Source organism: Pseudomonas sp. A0308 (genome assembly GCF_044218815.1).
GTDB lineage: Bacteria > Pseudomonadota > Gammaproteobacteria > Pseudomonadales > Pseudomonadaceae > Aquipseudomonas > Aquipseudomonas iridis.
Genome location: NZ_CP162581.1, coordinates 2,156,847 through 2,173,588 on the forward strand (window position 1 = coordinate 2,156,847; position 16,742 = coordinate 2,173,588).

A 16,742-nucleotide genomic window follows, 5' to 3' on the forward strand; every position below is an offset into this window, starting at 1 on the left:
GGCCTCAGTTCACCCACACGCGAGCATTACGGAACATACGCATCCAAGGTGCGTCTTCATTCCAGTCTTCCGAACGCCACGAGTTCTGCACTGCGCGGAACACACGCTCCGGGTGCGGCATCATGATCGTCACACGGCCATCACGGCTGGTGAGACCGGTAATCCCGCGCGGCGAACCGTTCGGGTTGGCCGGATACGATTCAGTGACCTTGCCGTGGTTGTCGACGAAACGCATCGCCACGCAACCCGACAGATCGGCTTCCAGCAGTGCTTCTTCGCTGGAGAACTCGGCGTGACCTTCACCGTGAGCGATGGCGATCGGCATACGCGAACCGGCCATGCCTTGCAGGAAGATCGAGTTCGACTCCTGAACCTGCACCATCGCCACACGCGCTTCGAACTGCTCGGAGCGGTTGCGCACGAAGTGCGGCCAGAACTCGCTGCCCGGGATCAACTCGTGGAGGTTGGACATCATCTGGCAACCGTTGCACACGCCGAGGGTGAAGCTGTCGTTGCGCTCGAAGAAACCCTGGAACGCATCGCGGGCGCGGCTGTTGAACAGTGCCGACTTGGCCCAGCCCTCACCGGCGCCGAGTACGTCGCCGTAGGAGAAACCGCCGCAAGCCACCAGGCCTTTGAACTCGTTCAGGTCGACACGGCCGGCCAGAATGTCGCTCATGTGCACGTCGATCGCGTTGAAACCGGCGCGGTCGAACGCTGCGGCCATTTCCACCTGACCGTTGACGCCCTGCTCACGCAGCACGGCAACCTGTGGGCGGATGCCTTTCTTGATGTAAGGCGCGGCGATGTCCTGATTGACGTCGTAGCTCAGCTTGACGCTCAGGCCCGGGTTGTCTTCTTCCAGCAGCACGTCGAACTCTTGTTCGGCGCAGTCGGCGTTGTCGCGCAGACGCTGGATCTGGTAGCTGGTCTCAGCCCAGGTACGTTGCAGCAGACGACGCTGGCCTTCGAACACGGTGTCACCGTTGAAGGTGATATTGATCTGGCCGTTGTTCATTGGCTGACCGATCACCGACACGCAGTCGCCCAGACCGGCAGCGCTGAACTGCGCGAGGATGTCTGGCGTGGCGTCCTGACGAACCTGGATCACGGCACCCAGTTCTTCGTTGAACAGGATCGCGGCGATGTCGGCCGAGGTTTCAGCCAGACCATCAAGGTTCAGGCTCAGACCGCAGTGACCGGCGAAGGCCATTTCCACGACGCTGGTCAGCAGACCACCGTCGGAACGGTCGTGGTAAGCCAGCAGGTGACCGTCGGCGTTGAGGCCCTGGATCACCGCGAAGAAAGCTTTGAGATCTTCAGCATCATCGACGTCCGGTGCTTGCGAACCGAGCTTGCCGTGCACCTGAGCAAGGATCGAGGCGCCCATGCGGTTCTGACCGCGACCGAGGTCGATCAGGATCAGGTCGGTGGTGCCCTTGTCCATGCGCAGTTCCGGGGTCAGGGTCTGACGAATGTCAGCCACTGGCGCGAAACCGGTCACGATCAACGACATCGGCGAGGTCACGGTTTTTTCTTCACCGTTGTCATTCCAGCGCGTGGCCATGGACATCGAGTCCTTGCCCACCGGAATGGTGATGCCCAGCTCAGGGCACAGTTCCATGCCGACCGCTTTCACGGTGTCGTACAGACGTGCATCTTCGCCCGGATGGCCGGCAGCGGACATCCAGTTCGCCGACAGTTTGATGTCGGAGATCTTGTTGATGCGCGAGGCGGCAATGTTGGTCAGGGTTTCACCGATGGCCATGCGGCCCGACGCCGGAGCGTCCAGCAGAGCCAGCGGAGTGCGCTCGCCCATCGCCATCGCTTCACCGGTGTACACGTCGAAACTGGTGGCGGTAACGGCAACGTCGGCCACCGGAACCTGCCATGGACCGACCATTTGGTCACGGGCAACGAGGCCGGTGATGGTGCGGTCGCCGATGGTGATCAGGAAGCTCTTGCTCGCAACAGCCGGGTGATGCAGAACGCGCTCAATGCTTTCGGTGATGTCGAGATTCGACGGATCGAAGTCATCACCCAGCTCTGCTTCACGAACCACCGAACGGTGCATGCGCGGGGCTTTGCCCAGCAACACTTCCAGTGGCATGTCCACCGGGTTGTTGCCGAAGTGGCTGTCGGTGACGGTCAGTTGCGGTTCGGCAGTGGCTTCACCAACGACGGCAAACGGGCAACGCTCACGTTCGCAAATCGCCTGGAAGCGCGCGAAGTCTTCAGGGCCGACGGCCAGAACGTAGCGTTCCTGGGATTCGTTACTCCAGATTTCGTGCGGGGCCATGCCCGGCTCGTCGTTTGGAATGTTGCGCAGTTCGAAACGACCACCGCGCTCGCCATCGTTGACCAGTTCCGGGAAGGCGTTGGACAGACCGCCCGCGCCGACGTCGTGGATGAAGCTGATAGGGTTCTTGTCACCCAATTGCCAGCAACGGTCGATCACTTCCTGGCAGCGACGCTCCATCTCAGGGTTTTCACGCTGTACGGAGGCGAAGTCCAGATCCGCCGAGCTGGTGCCGGTGGCCATGGAGGAAGCCGCGCCGCCGCCCAGACCGATCAACATCGCCGGGCCGCCGAGCACGATCAGCTTGGAGCCAACGACGATTTCGCCTTTCTTGACGTGTTCTTCGCGAATGTTACCCATCCCGCCGGCCAGCATGATCGGCTTGTGGTAACCGCGAACTTCGTCACCGTGCGGCGTGGTAATCGATTGTTCGAAGGTACGGAAGTAACCCGTCAGGGCCGGACGACCGAATTCGTTGTTGAACGCGGCGCCACCGAGCGGGCCTTCGATCATGATGTCGAGGGCAGTAACGATGCGCTCAGGCTTGCCGTACGGCACTTCCCACGGCTGTTCGAAGCCCGGGATCTGCAGGTTGGATACGGTGAAACCGGTGAGGCCAGCCTTTGGCTTGGCGCCACGACCGGTTGCGCCTTCGTCACGGATCTCGCCGCCAGAACCGGTGGATGCGCCCGGGAACGGGGCAATCGCGGTCGGGTGGTTGTGGGTTTCAACCTTCATCAGGATGTGCACCGGCTCCTGCACCGCGCCGTACTGGCGGGTTTCAGGGTTCGGGAAGAAACGACCGGCAACGTTGCCGACGATCACCGAGGCGTTGTCCTTATAAGCCGACAGAACGCCTTCGCTGTGCATCACGTAGGTGTTCTTGATCATGCCGAACAGGCTTTTTTCCTGGTTTTCACCATCAATATCCCAACTGGCGTTGAAGATCTTGTGGCGGCAATGCTCGGAGTTGGCCTGGGCGAACATCATCAGTTCGATGTCGTGCGGGTTGCGCTTCAAACCGTTGAAGGCGTTGACCAGATAGTCGATTTCGTCTTCAGCCAGGGCCAGGCCCAGTTCGGTGTTGGCCTTTTCCAGCGCGGCGCGACCGCCGCCGAGGATGTCGATCGCCGTCAGCGGCTTCGGCTCGGCGTGGCTGAACAGACCGGCTGCCTGCTCAAGGTTGCCGAGGACGATTTGCGTCATGCGGTCATGCAATACATCAGCAATCTGCTGCGCTTGGGCGTCGCTGAACTGACCGGCAACGTAGAACGCGATGCCGCGCTCCAGACGCTGGATCTTGCTCAGGCCGCAGTTGCGGGCAATGTCGCTGGCCTTGCTCGACCATGGCGAGATGGTACCGAACCGCGGCAACACCAGGAACAGACGGCCGGTTGGCTCTTGAACCGGAACACTTGGACCGTACTTCAGAAGGCGCGCAAGCACCTGCTGTTCGTCGCCGGTCAGGACGCCGGTAACTTCGGCGAAGTGAGCGAATTCAGCATATAAGCCACTGACAGCCGAAACTTTCTGGCTCAGTTGCTCAAGGAGTTTGCTGTGGCGAAAGGCAGAAAGGGCAGGAGCGCCGCGCAGGATCAACATCTTCGGGACAGCCTCGGGAAGGGGTGTGCTTTGAGGCCGTGCATTCTAGCCTAAACCGCCCTCAACATCACCCGAAACGCTACGCACGGTTGCACTCGGGTGCCGATCTGTGTTTCTGCCTCGAGAGTCAAATTTACGGGGCAAGTGAACAACGTTAATTTTTACTGTAACAAAATGCCCTTCACGCCCGTTTCTGCGGGGTTTCGGCTGGTTTTGTGATCTCTAGCAGAGTCGCCCTGCACTGTCGAGATATGGCGCCCGCAGTCCTTTGCGTATACTGCGCAAATGTTTTTCCCAACGGCTTTGCGTCCGCGGTACGCCAAATGGCTGATCGCAACCGGACTCTTCCTGATGCTCGGCGGCTGTGTTGATAAACCCAACACACTCGAGCGCGTAAAGGAGGATGGCGTGCTGCGGGTGGTTACCCGAAACAGCCCCGCCACCTACTTCCAGGATCGCAGTGGTGAAACCGGCTTCGAATACGAGCTGGTGAAGCGCTTTGCCGACGATTTGGGTGTCGAACTGAAAATCGAGACCGCCGACAATCTTGACGACCTCTTCAACCAGATCGGCAAACCCAACGGGCCGGTACTGGCGGCTGCCGGTCTGGTCAGCAGCGACCAGCGCAAGCAGCAGGTGCGGTTCTCCCACTCCTACCTCGAAGTCACTCCGCAGATCATCTATCGCAACGGCCAGTCGCGGCCGACCGACGCCGCAGATCTGGTCGGCAAGAAGATCATGGTGCTCAAGGGCAGCACCCACGCCGAGCAACTGGCCGAGCTGAAACAGAAATTTCCCGGCATCGAATACGAAGAGTCCGACGCTGTCGAGGTGGTCGACCTGTTGCGCATGGTCGATGAAGGCCAGATCGACCTGACGTTGGTCGACTCCAACGAAGTGGCGATGAATCAGGTGTATTTCACCAACATCCGCGTGGCCTTCGACCTTGGCGACGCGCGCAGCCAGAGTTGGGCGGTAGGCCCGGGCGAAGACAACAGCCTGCTCAACGAGATCAACAACTATCTGGACAAGGTGCAAAAGAACGGCACCTTGCAGCGCTTGAAAGACCGCTACTACGGTCACGTTGACGTGCTCGGTTATATGGGCGCCACCACGTTTGCCCAGCACTTGCAGCAGCGCCTGCCGAAATACGAACAACACTTCAAGAACTACGCAAAGAAAGAGAAAGTCGACTGGCGCCTGCTCGCAGCCGTCGGTTATCAGGAATCGCTATGGCAACCGACGGTCACCTCGAAAACCGGCGTGCGCGGCTTGATGATGCTGACCCAGAACACCGCTCAGGCGATGGGTGTATCCAACCGCCTCGATCCGAAGCAGAGCATCATGGGCGGCGCCAAGTACCTGGCTTATATGAAGGATCAGCTTGATGACTCAATCAAGGAGCCGGATCGCACCTGGTTTGCACTGGCGGCGTACAACGTCGGCAGCGGTCATCTGGATGACGCGCGCAAACTGACGGCCAAGGAAGGTCTGAATCCGGACAAGTGGCTGGACGTAAAGAAAATCCTGCCACGTCTGTCGCAGAAGCAGTGGTACAGCAAAACCCGCTACGGCTATGCCCGAGGCGGCGAGCCCGTGCATTTCGTGGCGAACATCCGTCGTTACTACGACATCCTGACCTGGGTGACCCAACCGCAGCTTGAGGGTGATCAAGTGGCCGAGGGCAACCTGCATGTGCCGGCGATCGACAAGTCCAAGCCTGCGCAAGAACCTGCCCCGCTTTAAAAAACACCCCAAAAACAAATGTGGGAGCGAGCCTGCTCGCGAAGGCGTCGTGTCAGTCGATATCATCTTTGACTGATACACCGCTTTCCCGAGCAGGCTCGCTCCCACAGGTGGGGTTGCGTTGCCGCTTAGTGTTTGGCAGCCGCCAGAATCAGCGCTTTCATCTCAGCCACTGCAGACTTGAAACCCACGAACAACGCATGCGCCACCAGCGCATGGCCGATGTTCAATTCGTTGATGCCCTTGATCGCCGCGACCGCTTCAACGTTGTGGTAGTGCAGACCGTGACCGGCATTGACGATCAGCCCCTGCGCCAGACCAAACGCCACACCGTCCGCCACACGCTTCAACTCTTCAGCGATTTGCGTCGGGGTTTCAGCGTCGGCATAGCGTCCGGTGTGCAGTTCAATCGCCGGTGCGCCAACACGTTTGGACGCAGCAATCTGACGCTCGTCGGCGTCGATGAACAGCGACACTTCGCTGCCGATTTTCGACAGACGCTCAACCGCTGCCTTGATCCGCGCTTCCTGCCCCGCCACGTCAAGACCGCCTTCAGTGGTCAGCTCCTGACGGGTTTCCGGTACCAGGCAGATGTGCGCCGGACGGATAAGCTCGGCGAACACCATCATTTCTTCGGTGACGCCCATTTCGAAGTTCATGCGGGTTTGCAGCACATCCTTGAGCAGCAGCACATCGCGTTCTTGAATGTGGCGGCGATCTTCACGCAGGTGCACGGTGATGCCGTCAGCGCCCGCCTCTTCCGCGTCCAGCGCAGCCTTGACCGGATCCGGATAGCGCGTGCCACGGGCCTGACGCAGGGTGGCGACGTGGTCGATGTTCACGCCAAGAAGAATGCGATTGCTGGTGGTCACGGATGCGCTCCTGAATTGAGAGATTCGGCACACAGCATACGGTGAGATCAGGGCTTGCGAAACAGTTCGCGACTGACGAGGGGGCGGCCGCCCAAGTGAACGGCCAATGCCTGACGCATCAAACGCTTGGCAGCGGACAATGCACCGGGGGCCGACCAATCGGCTTCAGCCATGGCCAGCAGTTCGGTGCCATTGAACAGCCCCGGTTGCAACAGATAGACGCGCTCAAGCCCTGCATCCACTTGCAGGCGATAAAGTCCGTCCGGCGCGACAGGTTCGCCGTGAACATCAGTGTTCATGGAAAACCCGTAGCCAAGATCATCCAACAATCGCCACTCGAAGGAGCGCAGCAAGGGTTCCAGCGGTCGACCTTCAGCCAGGGCCGACAGCGTGGCGGCGTAGTGATCGAATACTGCCGGATGCGGATCTTCGGCGGGCAACAAGCGAATCAACAGTTCGTTGAGGTAGAGGCCGCTGAACAGTGCCTCGCCAACCATCCAGGTCGCGGTTCCGGCACTCTCCATGCGCCCGACGTTCTTCAGTTCACCCTTGCCGCGAAACTCCACTTCCAGCGGCACGAATGGCCGCGCCAGTGTCCCGGCCTTGCCCCGCGCACTGCGCAACACCGCCCGCAGCCGACCTTGCGGCGTGAGGAAGTCCACCAAAGCGCTGGTTTCGCGGTAGGCGCGCGAGTGGAGGACGTAGGCGGGTTGGGCGGGAGGTGGGCTTTGCGACATTGAGTTCTCGATGAAGAAACGCAGTTTTACACACAACCCAAAACCACTGTGGGAGCGAGCCTGCTCGCGAAAGCGGAGTGACAGTCAACATCAATGCTGAATGTTACATCCTCTTCGCGAGCAGGCTCGCTCCCACAGTGAGTATCGGCGTTCTTGAAATCAGTGCTTACAAGTCGCCGTAACCCAGCGAACGCAATGCACGCTCGTCGTCGGACCAGCCGCCCTTCACCTTGACCCACAGGTTGAGCATGATCTTGGAGTCGAACAGCAGCTCCATGTCCTTGCGCGCTTCGGTGCCAATGCGTTTGATGCGCTCGCCCTTGTCGCCGATGATGATCTTCTTCTGGCCATCACGCTCAACGAGGATCAAGGCGTGGATGTGCAGAGTCTTGCCCTGCTGCTTGAATTCTTCGATCTCGACGGTGATCTGGTACGGCAGCTCGGCGCCCATCTGACGCATGATTTTCTCGCGCACCAGTTCGGCGGCAAGGAAACGGCTGCTGCGGTCGGTGATCTGGTCTTCGGGGAAGAAGTGATCATTTTCCGGCAGGTGGTTGGCAATCACCTTTTCCAGCGCTTCAAGGTTGTGCCCGTGCTGCGCCGAAATCGGGATGATCTGCGCATTCGGCAGCTGTTCCTGCAACCACGACAGGTGCGGCATCAGCTCGGCCTTGTCTTCGATGCGGTCGGTCTTGTTCAGCGCGACGATCAGCGGGCCGGTCACATACTGCACGCGCTCCAGAACCATCTGGTCTTCGTCGGTCCACTTGGTGCGGTCGACCACAAAGATCACCACGTCGACGTCTTTCAACGCCGCTGAAGCGGTCTTGTTCATGTAGCGGTTCAGCGCCTTTTCGCCACCCTTGTGCATGCCCGGGGTGTCGACGTAGATCGCTTGCACGTCACCCTCGGTCTTGATCCCGAGCATGTTGTGGCGAGTGGTCTGCGGCTTGCGCGAGGTGATCGCGAGCTTCTGGCCCAGGATGTGGTTCAGCAGCGTGGACTTGCCCACGTTGGGACGGCCGACGATGGCAACATAGCCACAGCGAGTTGCGTTTGTATCAGTCATTGCCATTCTCCACGCCCAGGGCAATCAGTGCTGCGGCGGCCGCTACCTGTTCGGCAATACGACGGCTCACACCCTGACCTCGGCTTTTTTCATTCAGTAAGACAACTTCGCATTCGACGAAGAAGGTTCGGCAGTGCGGCTCACCCTGGATATCCACCACTTCGTAACGTGGCAGGTCGCAACCGCGCGATTGCAGATGTTCCTGCAGGCGGGTCTTGGGATCCTTGTTGGTGTCGACCAGCGTCAGGCCTTCGAACTCGCCGGCCAACCAGGCCAGTACGCGTTCGCGGGCGACGTCCATGCCGGCGTCGAGGTAAATCGCACCGATCAGCGCTTCAAGGGCGTCGGCCAGAATCGATTCGCGACGAAAACCGCCGCTTTTCAGTTCTCCGGAACCCAGACGCAGATAATCGCCGAGGTCGAAACCGCGAGCCAGTACGGCCAGCGTCTCACCTTTGACCAAACGTGCGCGCAAACGCGACAACTGGCCTTCGCGGGCGAGCGGGAAGCGATCGAACAGTGCTTCACCGGCGACGAAATTGAGGATGGCGTCACCGAGGAATTCCAGGCGTTCGTTGTTGCGCCCGGCAAAACTGCGGTGCGTAAGGGCCAGGAGCATCAACTCCTGATCCTTGAAGGTGTAACCGAGCTGACGCTCGAGACGGCTTAATGAGGCGCTCACGGTTTACCCACGCTGTGTTCAAAGCTGGATTCCACCGCCATCGCCGGGATACGGCGCAGGCCTGGGACAATTAACGCTGTGTTCAAAAATTAAATCCTGGCGATTGCGAAGCCGATTGTGTCGACTCCAGAAATGCATTCGGCGCTGTGGTCAACAGCGCCGTGTGTGATTACTTGATCAGGCCAACCCGCGAGAAATTCGGCAGGTGGCTGAGTTTCGGTTCCGGCCAGCTCATCCAGACCGCGAAGGCTTTGCCGACGATATTCTGGTCGGGAACCATGCCCAGCAGATCCTTGGGAATGTTCGGATCATCCCAGTAACGGCTGTCGTTCGAGTTGTCGCGGTTGTCACCCATCATGAAGTAGTGCCCGGCAGGCACTGTCCATGTACGATCCGGCGGGGTGCGGTAGCGGCTCATTTCCTTGCGGATAAGGTGCTCGGCAGCGCCGAGTTTTTCCTTGTAGAGCTCTGCACTGCCCAGCGTGCCCGGCTCGGAGCCGACCAGTTGCTCGGCAATCGACTCGCCATTGACGAACAGGCGCTTGTCAGCGGTATACCGCACGGTGTCGCCCGGCAGGCCCACTACACGCTTGATGTAGTTGACGGCAGGGTCGCTCGGGTAGCGGAACACCATCACATCGCCACGCTGAGGATCACCGACTTCGATGATTTTCTTGTCGATCACCGGCAGGCGGATCCCGTAAGAAAACTTGTTCACCAGAATGAAGTCGCCGACGTCCAGGGTCGGCTTCATCGAGCCGGATGGAATCTGGAACGGTTCCACCAGGAACGAACGCAGCACCAGCACGATGAACAACACCGGGAAGAACGACTTGCCGTATTCAACCAGCAGCGGTTCCTTGTTCAGTTTCTCGACCACCATCCCGTCAGGCTGGCTGACGCTGCCCTGATAGGAGGCAATGGCAGCACGCCGACGCGGCGCGAGGATCAACAGATCAAGCAACGCCAACAGGCCGCAGACGAACACGGCGATGACCAGCAACAGCGGGAAATTTAGTGACATAGGACCTAACTATCCAACCTGAGCACTGCAAGGAAGGCTTCTTGTGGAATTTCCACGTTGCCGACCTGCTTCATGCGTTTCTTACCGGCCTTTTGCTTCTCCAGCAGTTTCTTCTTACGGCTGACGTCACCACCGTAGCATTTGGCCAATACGTTCTTTCTGAGTGCCTTGACGGTTGTCCGGGCAACGATCTGACCACCAATGGCGGCCTGGATCGCGACGTCGAACATCTGACGCGGAATCAGTTCTTTCATCTTCTCGGTCAACTGGCGACCTTTGTAGTGCGAGTTGTCACGGTGCACGATCAACGCCAGGGCATCGACCTTGTCGCCGTTGATCAGCACATCCAGTTTCACCAGATTAGCCGATTGGTAACGATCGAAATGGTAGTCCAGCGAAGCATAGCCGCGGCTGGTGGATTTGAGACGGTCGAAGAAGTCCAGGACCACTTCGTTCATCGGCAGGTCGTAGGTGACCTGCACCTGATTGCCGAGGAACAGCATGTCGACTTGAACGCCACGCTTCTCGATGCACAGGGTGATGACGTTGCCCAAGTGTTCCTGCGGCACCAGAATATTGGCCCGCACGATCGGCTCGCGCATGTCTTCGATCGACGACACATCCGGAAGCTTGGATGGGTTGTCGACGTAAATCGTTTCACCGGTTTTGAGCAGCAGCTCGAAAATTACCGTCGGCGCCGTGGTAATCAGGTCCAGGTTGTACTCGCGCTCGAGTCGCTCCTGGATGATTTCCATGTGCAGCATGCCGAGGAAGCCGCAACGGAAGCCGAAGCCCAGTGCGTCGGAGCTTTCCGGGGTGTACTGCAGCGACGAGTCGTTGAGGGTCAGCTTCTGAAGCGCTTCGCGGAAATCTTCGAAGTCGTCGGAGCTGACCGGGAACAGACCGGCGTAAACCTGCGGCTGGATGCGCTTGAAGCCTGGCAGCACTTCAACGTCCGGCGTCGAGCTCAGCGTCAGGGTGTCACCCACCGGCGCACCATGAATGTCCTTGATGCTGGCGATGATGAAGCCCACTTCGCCGGCCTTCAGATCAGCCGTGGCGGTATGTTTCGGGTTGAACACGCCAACGCTGTCGACCAGATGGATCTTGCCGGTGGACTTGACGAGGATCTTGTCGCCCTTCTTCACGCGGCCATGACGGACACGCACCAGGGAAACAACGCCCAGGTAATTGTCGAACCAGGAATCGATGATCAACGCTTGCAGCGGATCTTCGATATTGCCGGTTGGCGCAGGAATGGTATGCACCAGACGCTCGAGCACTTCGTCGACACCCAGGCCGGTTTTGGCGCTGCAGGTGACGGCGTCAGTGGCGTCGATGCCGATGATCTTCTCGATCTCGTCCTTGACGCGATCAGGGTCGGCCTGTGGCAGGTCGATCTTGTTCAGTACCGGCATGACCTCAAGGCCCTGCTCGATCGCGGTGTAGCAGTTGGCCACGGACTGGGCTTCAACACCCTGCCCCGCGTCGACGACCAGCAATGCGCCCTCGCATGCAGCCAGGGAACGGCTGACTTCGTAGGTGAAGTCGACGTGGCCCGGGGTGTCAATGAAGTTCAGCTGATATTTGATGCCGTCTTTGGCGGTGTAATAAAGGGTGACGCTGTGGGCCTTGATGGTGATCCCGCGTTCACGCTCCAGATCCATGGAATCCAGTACCTGGGCTTCCATTTCACGCTCGGCCAGGCCGCCGCACATCTGGATGAAGCGATCGGCCAGCGTCGACTTGCCATGGTCAATGTGGGCGATGATGGAGAAATTGCGGATATGACTCAAATCACTCACGGATCAACACTCAAAAAGGCTGCAGGCATAGCCCGCCGAAAAATAGCCGGGAATTGTACCTGATACACGGCGCAAGCGTCACGTTCACCTGTCACCCGGATTGCATGCAAAAACGCCCCGATCTGTCGACCGAGGCGTTTTCAAGGTTAAACAGTGGATGAAAACTTGTTCATCAACCGGCTCGTCTAAGCAGCCAGACACCCGCCAGCGCACAGACCCCGGCCGGTACCAGCACCGCAAACAAGGGCGAGAAACCGAACACCAGGCTCGATGGGCCGAGCAAATCCTGGACGATGCGGAAGGTGAAGCCCACCAGCACACCCGTGAACACACGCTGACCCAAGGTCACCGAACGCAACGGGCCGAAGATAAAGGAGATCGCCATCAGTACCAGCGCAGCGGTAACCAGCGGCTGCAACACCTTGACCCAAAATGCCAGCCAGTAACGACCATTGCTCAGGCCCTGTTCAGCCAGATAGTGGATATAACCCCACAAACCGCTGATCGACAGCGATTCCGGCGCCATGACCACGGTGCTGAGCAATTGCGGGCTCAGTGCCACATCCCAACGCTCGGTTGGCATGTTCACGACTTCGGTGCTGCGCTCATTGAACTTGGTGGTCGACACGTCGCTGAGCTGCCAGTGATCGCCGTCAAACTCGGCCTTCTTGGCAAAGCTCGAACTCAGCAGGTGGCGCTCCTTGTCGAAGTGGTAGCGGGTCACGCCATACAACAAGCCGTTGGGTTGCACGGCGTTGATGTGGATGAACTCTTCACCCTGACGGTGCCACATGCCGTGCTTGGCGCTTTGCGCGTCGCCACTGCCCTGAGCCAGCGAGCGGTTGGCCTGGGCCATGCTTTCAGTGGCTGGCGCGACGTATTCGCCGATCAGCACGCCGGCCAGCATCAGCACCAGCATTGGCTTCATGACCGCCCACACGATACGGCCGATGGACACACCCGCGGCGCGCATCACGGTCAGCTCACTGCTGCTGGCCAGACTGCCGAGGCCAATCAGACAGCCGATCAACGCCGCCATCGGCAGCATTTCGTAAAGACGACGCGGTGCGGTCAGCAGCACGAAGCCCAGCACGTCAACCAAGGTGTAGGTTTCGCTGACGTCGCCCATTTCATCGATGAAGGCAAACAGTGTCGCCAGGCCGAGAATGATCGCCAGCACAGCGATGATCGCCATGAACACGCTGCTGCCGATGTAGCGGTCGAGTTTAACCACGGGCCACCTCCAGCGCAGCGGCACGACGGCTGGCCATCTTCAGGCGCAGCGGCTCCCAATAGAGCAGGCCGAGACCGATGAACAGGAAGATCGCATGCACCCACCACAAGCCGAGCGTCGGGTGGATCTTGCCTTTTTCAAGGGCGCCGCGCGCGGCAATCAGGATGGTCAGGTAAGCCATATAAAGAAGAATCGCCGGCAGAAGCTTGAGGAAGCGCCCTTGACGCGGATTGACTCGCGACAGCGGCACCGCCATCAGGGTCACGATAAACACCAGCAACGGCAAGGACAGGCGCCATTGCAGTTCGGTCTTGGAGCGGATGTCGTCACTGCCCAGCAAGGACGACGTCGGCATGGCGTCACGGTCGGTGACTTCTTCGCTGACGTCCGGCTTGGGCAGCAGCACGCCGTAGTTCTCGTAATGAATGGCGCGGTAATCAGCCTGGCCCGGGCTGCCGTCGTAGCGATAGCCGTTATCGAGGATCAGGTAACGATTGCCGTCGGGGCGGATTTCCTGACGACCCGACTCGGCTACCAGCACGGAAATCCCGCGGTCCTTCTGATCGGCGCCGAGGTTCTTCTGCGAGATGAACACGCCGCCCAGATTGACGCGATCATCGCTCAGGGTTTCGGTGTAAGTCACCCGACTGCCGTCGCGCAGGGCCTGAAAGCGACCAGGCTCCAGGGTGTCGAATTCGGTCAGCGCGTCCTGCTTGTTCAGCAGCAACTGGAACTGGTTGGCACCTTGCGGCGCCAGGCCCAGGCTCAGCCATGCCACGACCAGCGCAACCAGCGTCGCCGGAAACAGGGTCATGCGCAGCAGCTTCTGCTGACTCATGCCGGTGGCCGAGAGCACGGTCATTTCGCTTTCGAGGTACAGGCGACCGTAGGCCAGCAGGATCCCGAGGAACAGGCCCAGCGGCAGAATCAGTTGCAGGAAGCCCGGAAGGCGAAAGCCCATGATCAGGAACAGCGAGCCCGGATCGAGCTGACCGGCAGCGGCCTGCGCGAGGTATTTGATAAAGCGACCGCTCATGATAATGACCAGCAGCACCGCACTCACGGCACTGAGGGTCAACAGAACTTCGCGGGACAGATAACGGAAGACGATCAAACCAGACACTCCAGGGTTGTCAGGCTAAGGCGGCCAAACAAGCAAACACACCGACCGGCCCGCAACGCAGAGCCGTCGGAAAAAGATGCGGCATTATCCTGTGATTGAGGGCGCCTGTCACTGCGCACACTCATCCGCGCACGCAATACGTTGAAGATCGTGCAACCTAGGGGGCGCTCTCAATTAGTTTTCACAACGCGCCGGGTCTGCTGCTGTGCAGGGCAAGGCGCGAGAAGCGTGGATTGGTCATTCCAAATAAGCTTCGAGCAACGCAGCCCTGCACAACAGCAGGCCCGGCCCTTCGGGTTGTGCCTTAAAGCCGGCCAGTCTGCGTTGCAGGCCTTGGAAAGGGAACCACCATTCCCAGCGGCCTGCGCCTTGCATGGCCTGCGTTAAGGCGACAACACGGTGTGGAAACTAATTGAGAACGCCCCCTAGGGTTGTCAGGCGCGGGGAGCGAGGTTCAAACTGCGGCCCTTGTCGCAGGCTTTGGCCTGCGCTCTTCTATTTATAAGCAGGCGAATGCGGACACCGTCGAACGCCTGCGTGTTGACCATTCATTCAGGGATCCGGACATGGAACTGGTTGTAAAAAGCGTTAGCCCAGAAACGTTGAAAACCGCCACCCTGGTGGTTGCCGTCGGCGAAGGCCGCAAACTCGGCGCTGCTGCCAAACAGGTCGACGAACTGAGCGGTGGCGCAATCAGCGCCGTCCTCAAGCGTGGCGATCTGGCCGGCAAGGTCGGTCAGAGCCTGCTGCTGCACAGCCTGCCGAACCTCAAAGCCGAGCGCGTGTTGTTGGTCGGCGTCGGCAAAGATGAAGAACTGGGCGATCGCCCGTTCCGCAAAATCGTGGCCGGCATCCTCAACACCCTGAAAGGCCTGAATGGCAGCGATGCCGTGCTGGCGCTAGACGAAGTCATCGTCAAGGGTCGCGACAGCTACGGTAAAACCCGTCTGCTGGCCGAAACCCTGGTCGACGGCAAATACTGCTTCGATCAGTTCAAAAGCGTGAAAGCCGAACCGCGCGCCCTGAAAAAAATCACCCTGTTGACCATCAAGGCTGCACAAGCCGAAGTGCAGCGCGCCGTGACCCACGCCACTGCAATCGCCAACGGCATGGCCTTCACCCGCGACCTGGGCAACCTGCCGCCGAACATCTGCCACCCGACGTTCCTTGGCGAGCAAGCCAGGAATCTGGGCAAAGAGTTCAAGGATCTGAAAGTCGAAGTCCTCGACGAGAAGAAGATCAAATCCCTGGGCATGGGCTCGTTCTACGCCGTCGGCCAGGGCAGCGAACAGCCGCCGCGCCTGATCGTCATGCAATACAACGGCGGCAAGAAATCCGAAAAGCCCTACGCGCTGGTCGGTAAAGGCATCACGTTCGACACCGGCGGCATCAGCCTGAAACCGGGCGCCGGCATGGACGAAATGAAGTACGACATGGGCGGTGCTGCCAGCGTGTTCGGCACCCTGCGCGCCGTACTCGAGCTGAAACTGCCGATCAACCTGGTGTGCATTCTCGCCTGCGCCGAAAACATGCCAAGCGGCAATGCGACCCGTCCGGGCGACATCGTCACCACCATGAGCGGCCAGACCGTGGAAATCCTCAACACCGACGCCGAAGGCCGTCTGGTGCTGTGCGATGCCCTGACTTACTCCGAGCGCTTCAAGCCGCAAGCGGTGATCGACATCGCCACCCTGACCGGCGCTTGCGTGGTTGCTCTGGGTGCCCATACTTCGGGCCTGCTGGGCAACAACGACGAACTGATCGGTCAACTGCTCAGCGCCGGCCAGACTGCCGACGACCGCGCCTGGCAACTGCCGCTGTTTGACGAGTATCAGGAACAGCTGGACAGCCCGTTCGCCGACATCGCCAACATTGGCGGGCCGAAAGCCGGCACCATCACAGCCGCGTGCTTCCTGTCGCGCTTCACCAAGAACCTCAACTGGGCGCACCTGGACATCGCGGGCACCGCGTGGACCAGCGGCGGCAAGGACAAGGGCGCCACTGGCCGTCCGGTGCCTCTGCTGACCCAATACCTGCTGGACCGCGCCAAAGCCTGAAACCGCTGACAAGCGGCGTCACTTTCGGGTGACGCCGCTTGCCGCTCTGGAATCGCAATGACCAAAGTCGACTTCTATATCCTGCCCAGCGCCGATCCTTCCGCGCGCCTGGACTTTGCCTGCAAGCTCACCGAAAAAGCCTGGCGCATGGGTCACCGCATCTACCTGCATTGCAGCGATGCCGCTCAGCGTGACGATCTCGATGCACGCCTGTGGGCGTTCAAGGGCGAGAGCTTCATACCGCATGGCCCGGCCGACAGCGAACCGGACGGTTTGATTGTCTTGGGGCTGGGCGATGACTGTGGTCAACATCAAGACCTGCTGGTCAATCTCGACCTGAAAGTCCCGGCTTTCGCCAGCAAATTCGCCCGTGTGGCGGAAGTGGTGGTAGAAGATCCGACCATTCGCGCCGCTGCGCGGGAGAGTTTTCGCTTCTACCGCGAACAGGGCTATCCTCTGCAAGATCACCGTTTACAGCGACTCTGAGCATTC

The 16,742-nt window shown here is 59.7% G+C and carries 12 protein-coding genes; 3 read left to right on the plus strand and 9 right to left on the minus strand.

The genetic code is table 11. The annotated features are described in order from the left end of the window. Positions 1-4: 4 nt before the first annotated feature. Positions 5-3,901: a phosphoribosylformylglycinamidine synthase gene (gene purL, locus AB4P92_RS10125; protein WP_042557792.1), complete on the minus strand. Its 3,897-nt coding sequence runs from the start codon at positions 3,899-3,901 to the stop codon at positions 5-7. Positions 3,902-4,186: 285 nt separating this feature from the next. Here purL and mltF point away from each other — a divergent pair, with 285 nt between their 5' ends. After that, complete coding sequence (gene mltF / locus AB4P92_RS10130; protein WP_080895990.1) at positions 4,187-5,647, plus strand: membrane-bound lytic murein transglycosylase MltF; 1,461 nt, start codon at positions 4,187-4,189, stop codon at positions 5,645-5,647. Between the two features lie 128 nt (positions 5,648-5,775). Here mltF and pdxJ read toward each other — a convergent pair whose 3' ends face one another. The 8 genes from pdxJ to lptF all read right to left on the minus strand — a co-directional run bounded on the left by pdxJ (position 5,776) and on the right by lptF (position 14,184). Next, positions 5,776-6,519 (minus strand): pyridoxine 5'-phosphate synthase, encoded by a 744-nt coding sequence (gene pdxJ / locus AB4P92_RS10135; protein ID WP_042557791.1) that lies wholly within the window; start codon positions 6,517-6,519, stop codon positions 5,776-5,778. 47 nt (positions 6,520-6,566) lie between these two features. Beyond that, on the minus strand, positions 6,567-7,256 hold the full coding sequence (gene recO, locus AB4P92_RS10140; protein WP_115146344.1) for a DNA repair protein RecO: 690 nt from the start codon (positions 7,254-7,256) through the stop codon (positions 6,567-6,569). Positions 7,257-7,422: 166 nt separating this feature from the next. Then, positions 7,423-8,325 (minus strand): GTPase Era, encoded by a 903-nt coding sequence (era, locus tag AB4P92_RS10145; protein ID WP_042557789.1) that lies wholly within the window; start codon positions 8,323-8,325, stop codon positions 7,423-7,425. Continuing rightward, positions 8,318-9,007 carry a ribonuclease III gene (rnc, locus tag AB4P92_RS10150; RefSeq protein WP_042557788.1) on the minus strand — a complete coding sequence of 230 codons (690 nt, stop codon included), beginning with the start codon at positions 9,005-9,007 and terminating at the stop codon, positions 8,318-8,320. The genes era and rnc overlap by 8 nt, the downstream gene beginning before the upstream one ends. A gap of 169 nt (positions 9,008-9,176) precedes the next feature. Then, a complete protein-coding gene (lepB, locus tag AB4P92_RS10155) occupies positions 9,177-10,031 on the minus strand; it encodes a signal peptidase I (protein WP_395599320.1) in 855 nt (284 codons plus the stop codon). A gap of 5 nt (positions 10,032-10,036) precedes the next feature. Continuing rightward, positions 10,037-11,836 carry a translation elongation factor 4 gene (lepA, locus tag AB4P92_RS10160; RefSeq protein WP_042557786.1) on the minus strand — a complete coding sequence of 600 codons (1,800 nt, stop codon included), beginning with the start codon at positions 11,834-11,836 and terminating at the stop codon, positions 10,037-10,039. A 172-nt stretch (positions 11,837-12,008) separates the two neighbouring features. Beyond that, entirely contained in the window at positions 12,009-13,070 is a 1,062-nt protein-coding gene (gene lptG / locus AB4P92_RS10165) for an LPS export ABC transporter permease LptG (protein ID WP_042557785.1), read from the minus strand. Further along, positions 13,063-14,184 (minus strand): LPS export ABC transporter permease LptF, encoded by a 1,122-nt coding sequence (lptF, locus tag AB4P92_RS10170; protein WP_150617215.1) that lies wholly within the window; start codon positions 14,182-14,184, stop codon positions 13,063-13,065. The genes lptG and lptF overlap by 8 nt, the downstream gene beginning before the upstream one ends. Before the next feature lie 575 nt (positions 14,185-14,759). On the opposite strand from lptF, the gene AB4P92_RS10175 reads away from it, so the two are divergent. Next, positions 14,760-16,250: a leucyl aminopeptidase gene (locus tag AB4P92_RS10175; RefSeq protein ID WP_210624686.1), complete on the plus strand. Its 1,491-nt coding sequence runs from the start codon at positions 14,760-14,762 to the stop codon at positions 16,248-16,250. 57 nt (positions 16,251-16,307) lie between these two features. After that, positions 16,308-16,736: a DNA polymerase III subunit chi gene (locus AB4P92_RS10180; protein ID WP_395599321.1), complete on the plus strand. Its 429-nt coding sequence runs from the start codon at positions 16,308-16,310 to the stop codon at positions 16,734-16,736. Positions 16,737-16,742: the final 6 nt, after the last annotated feature.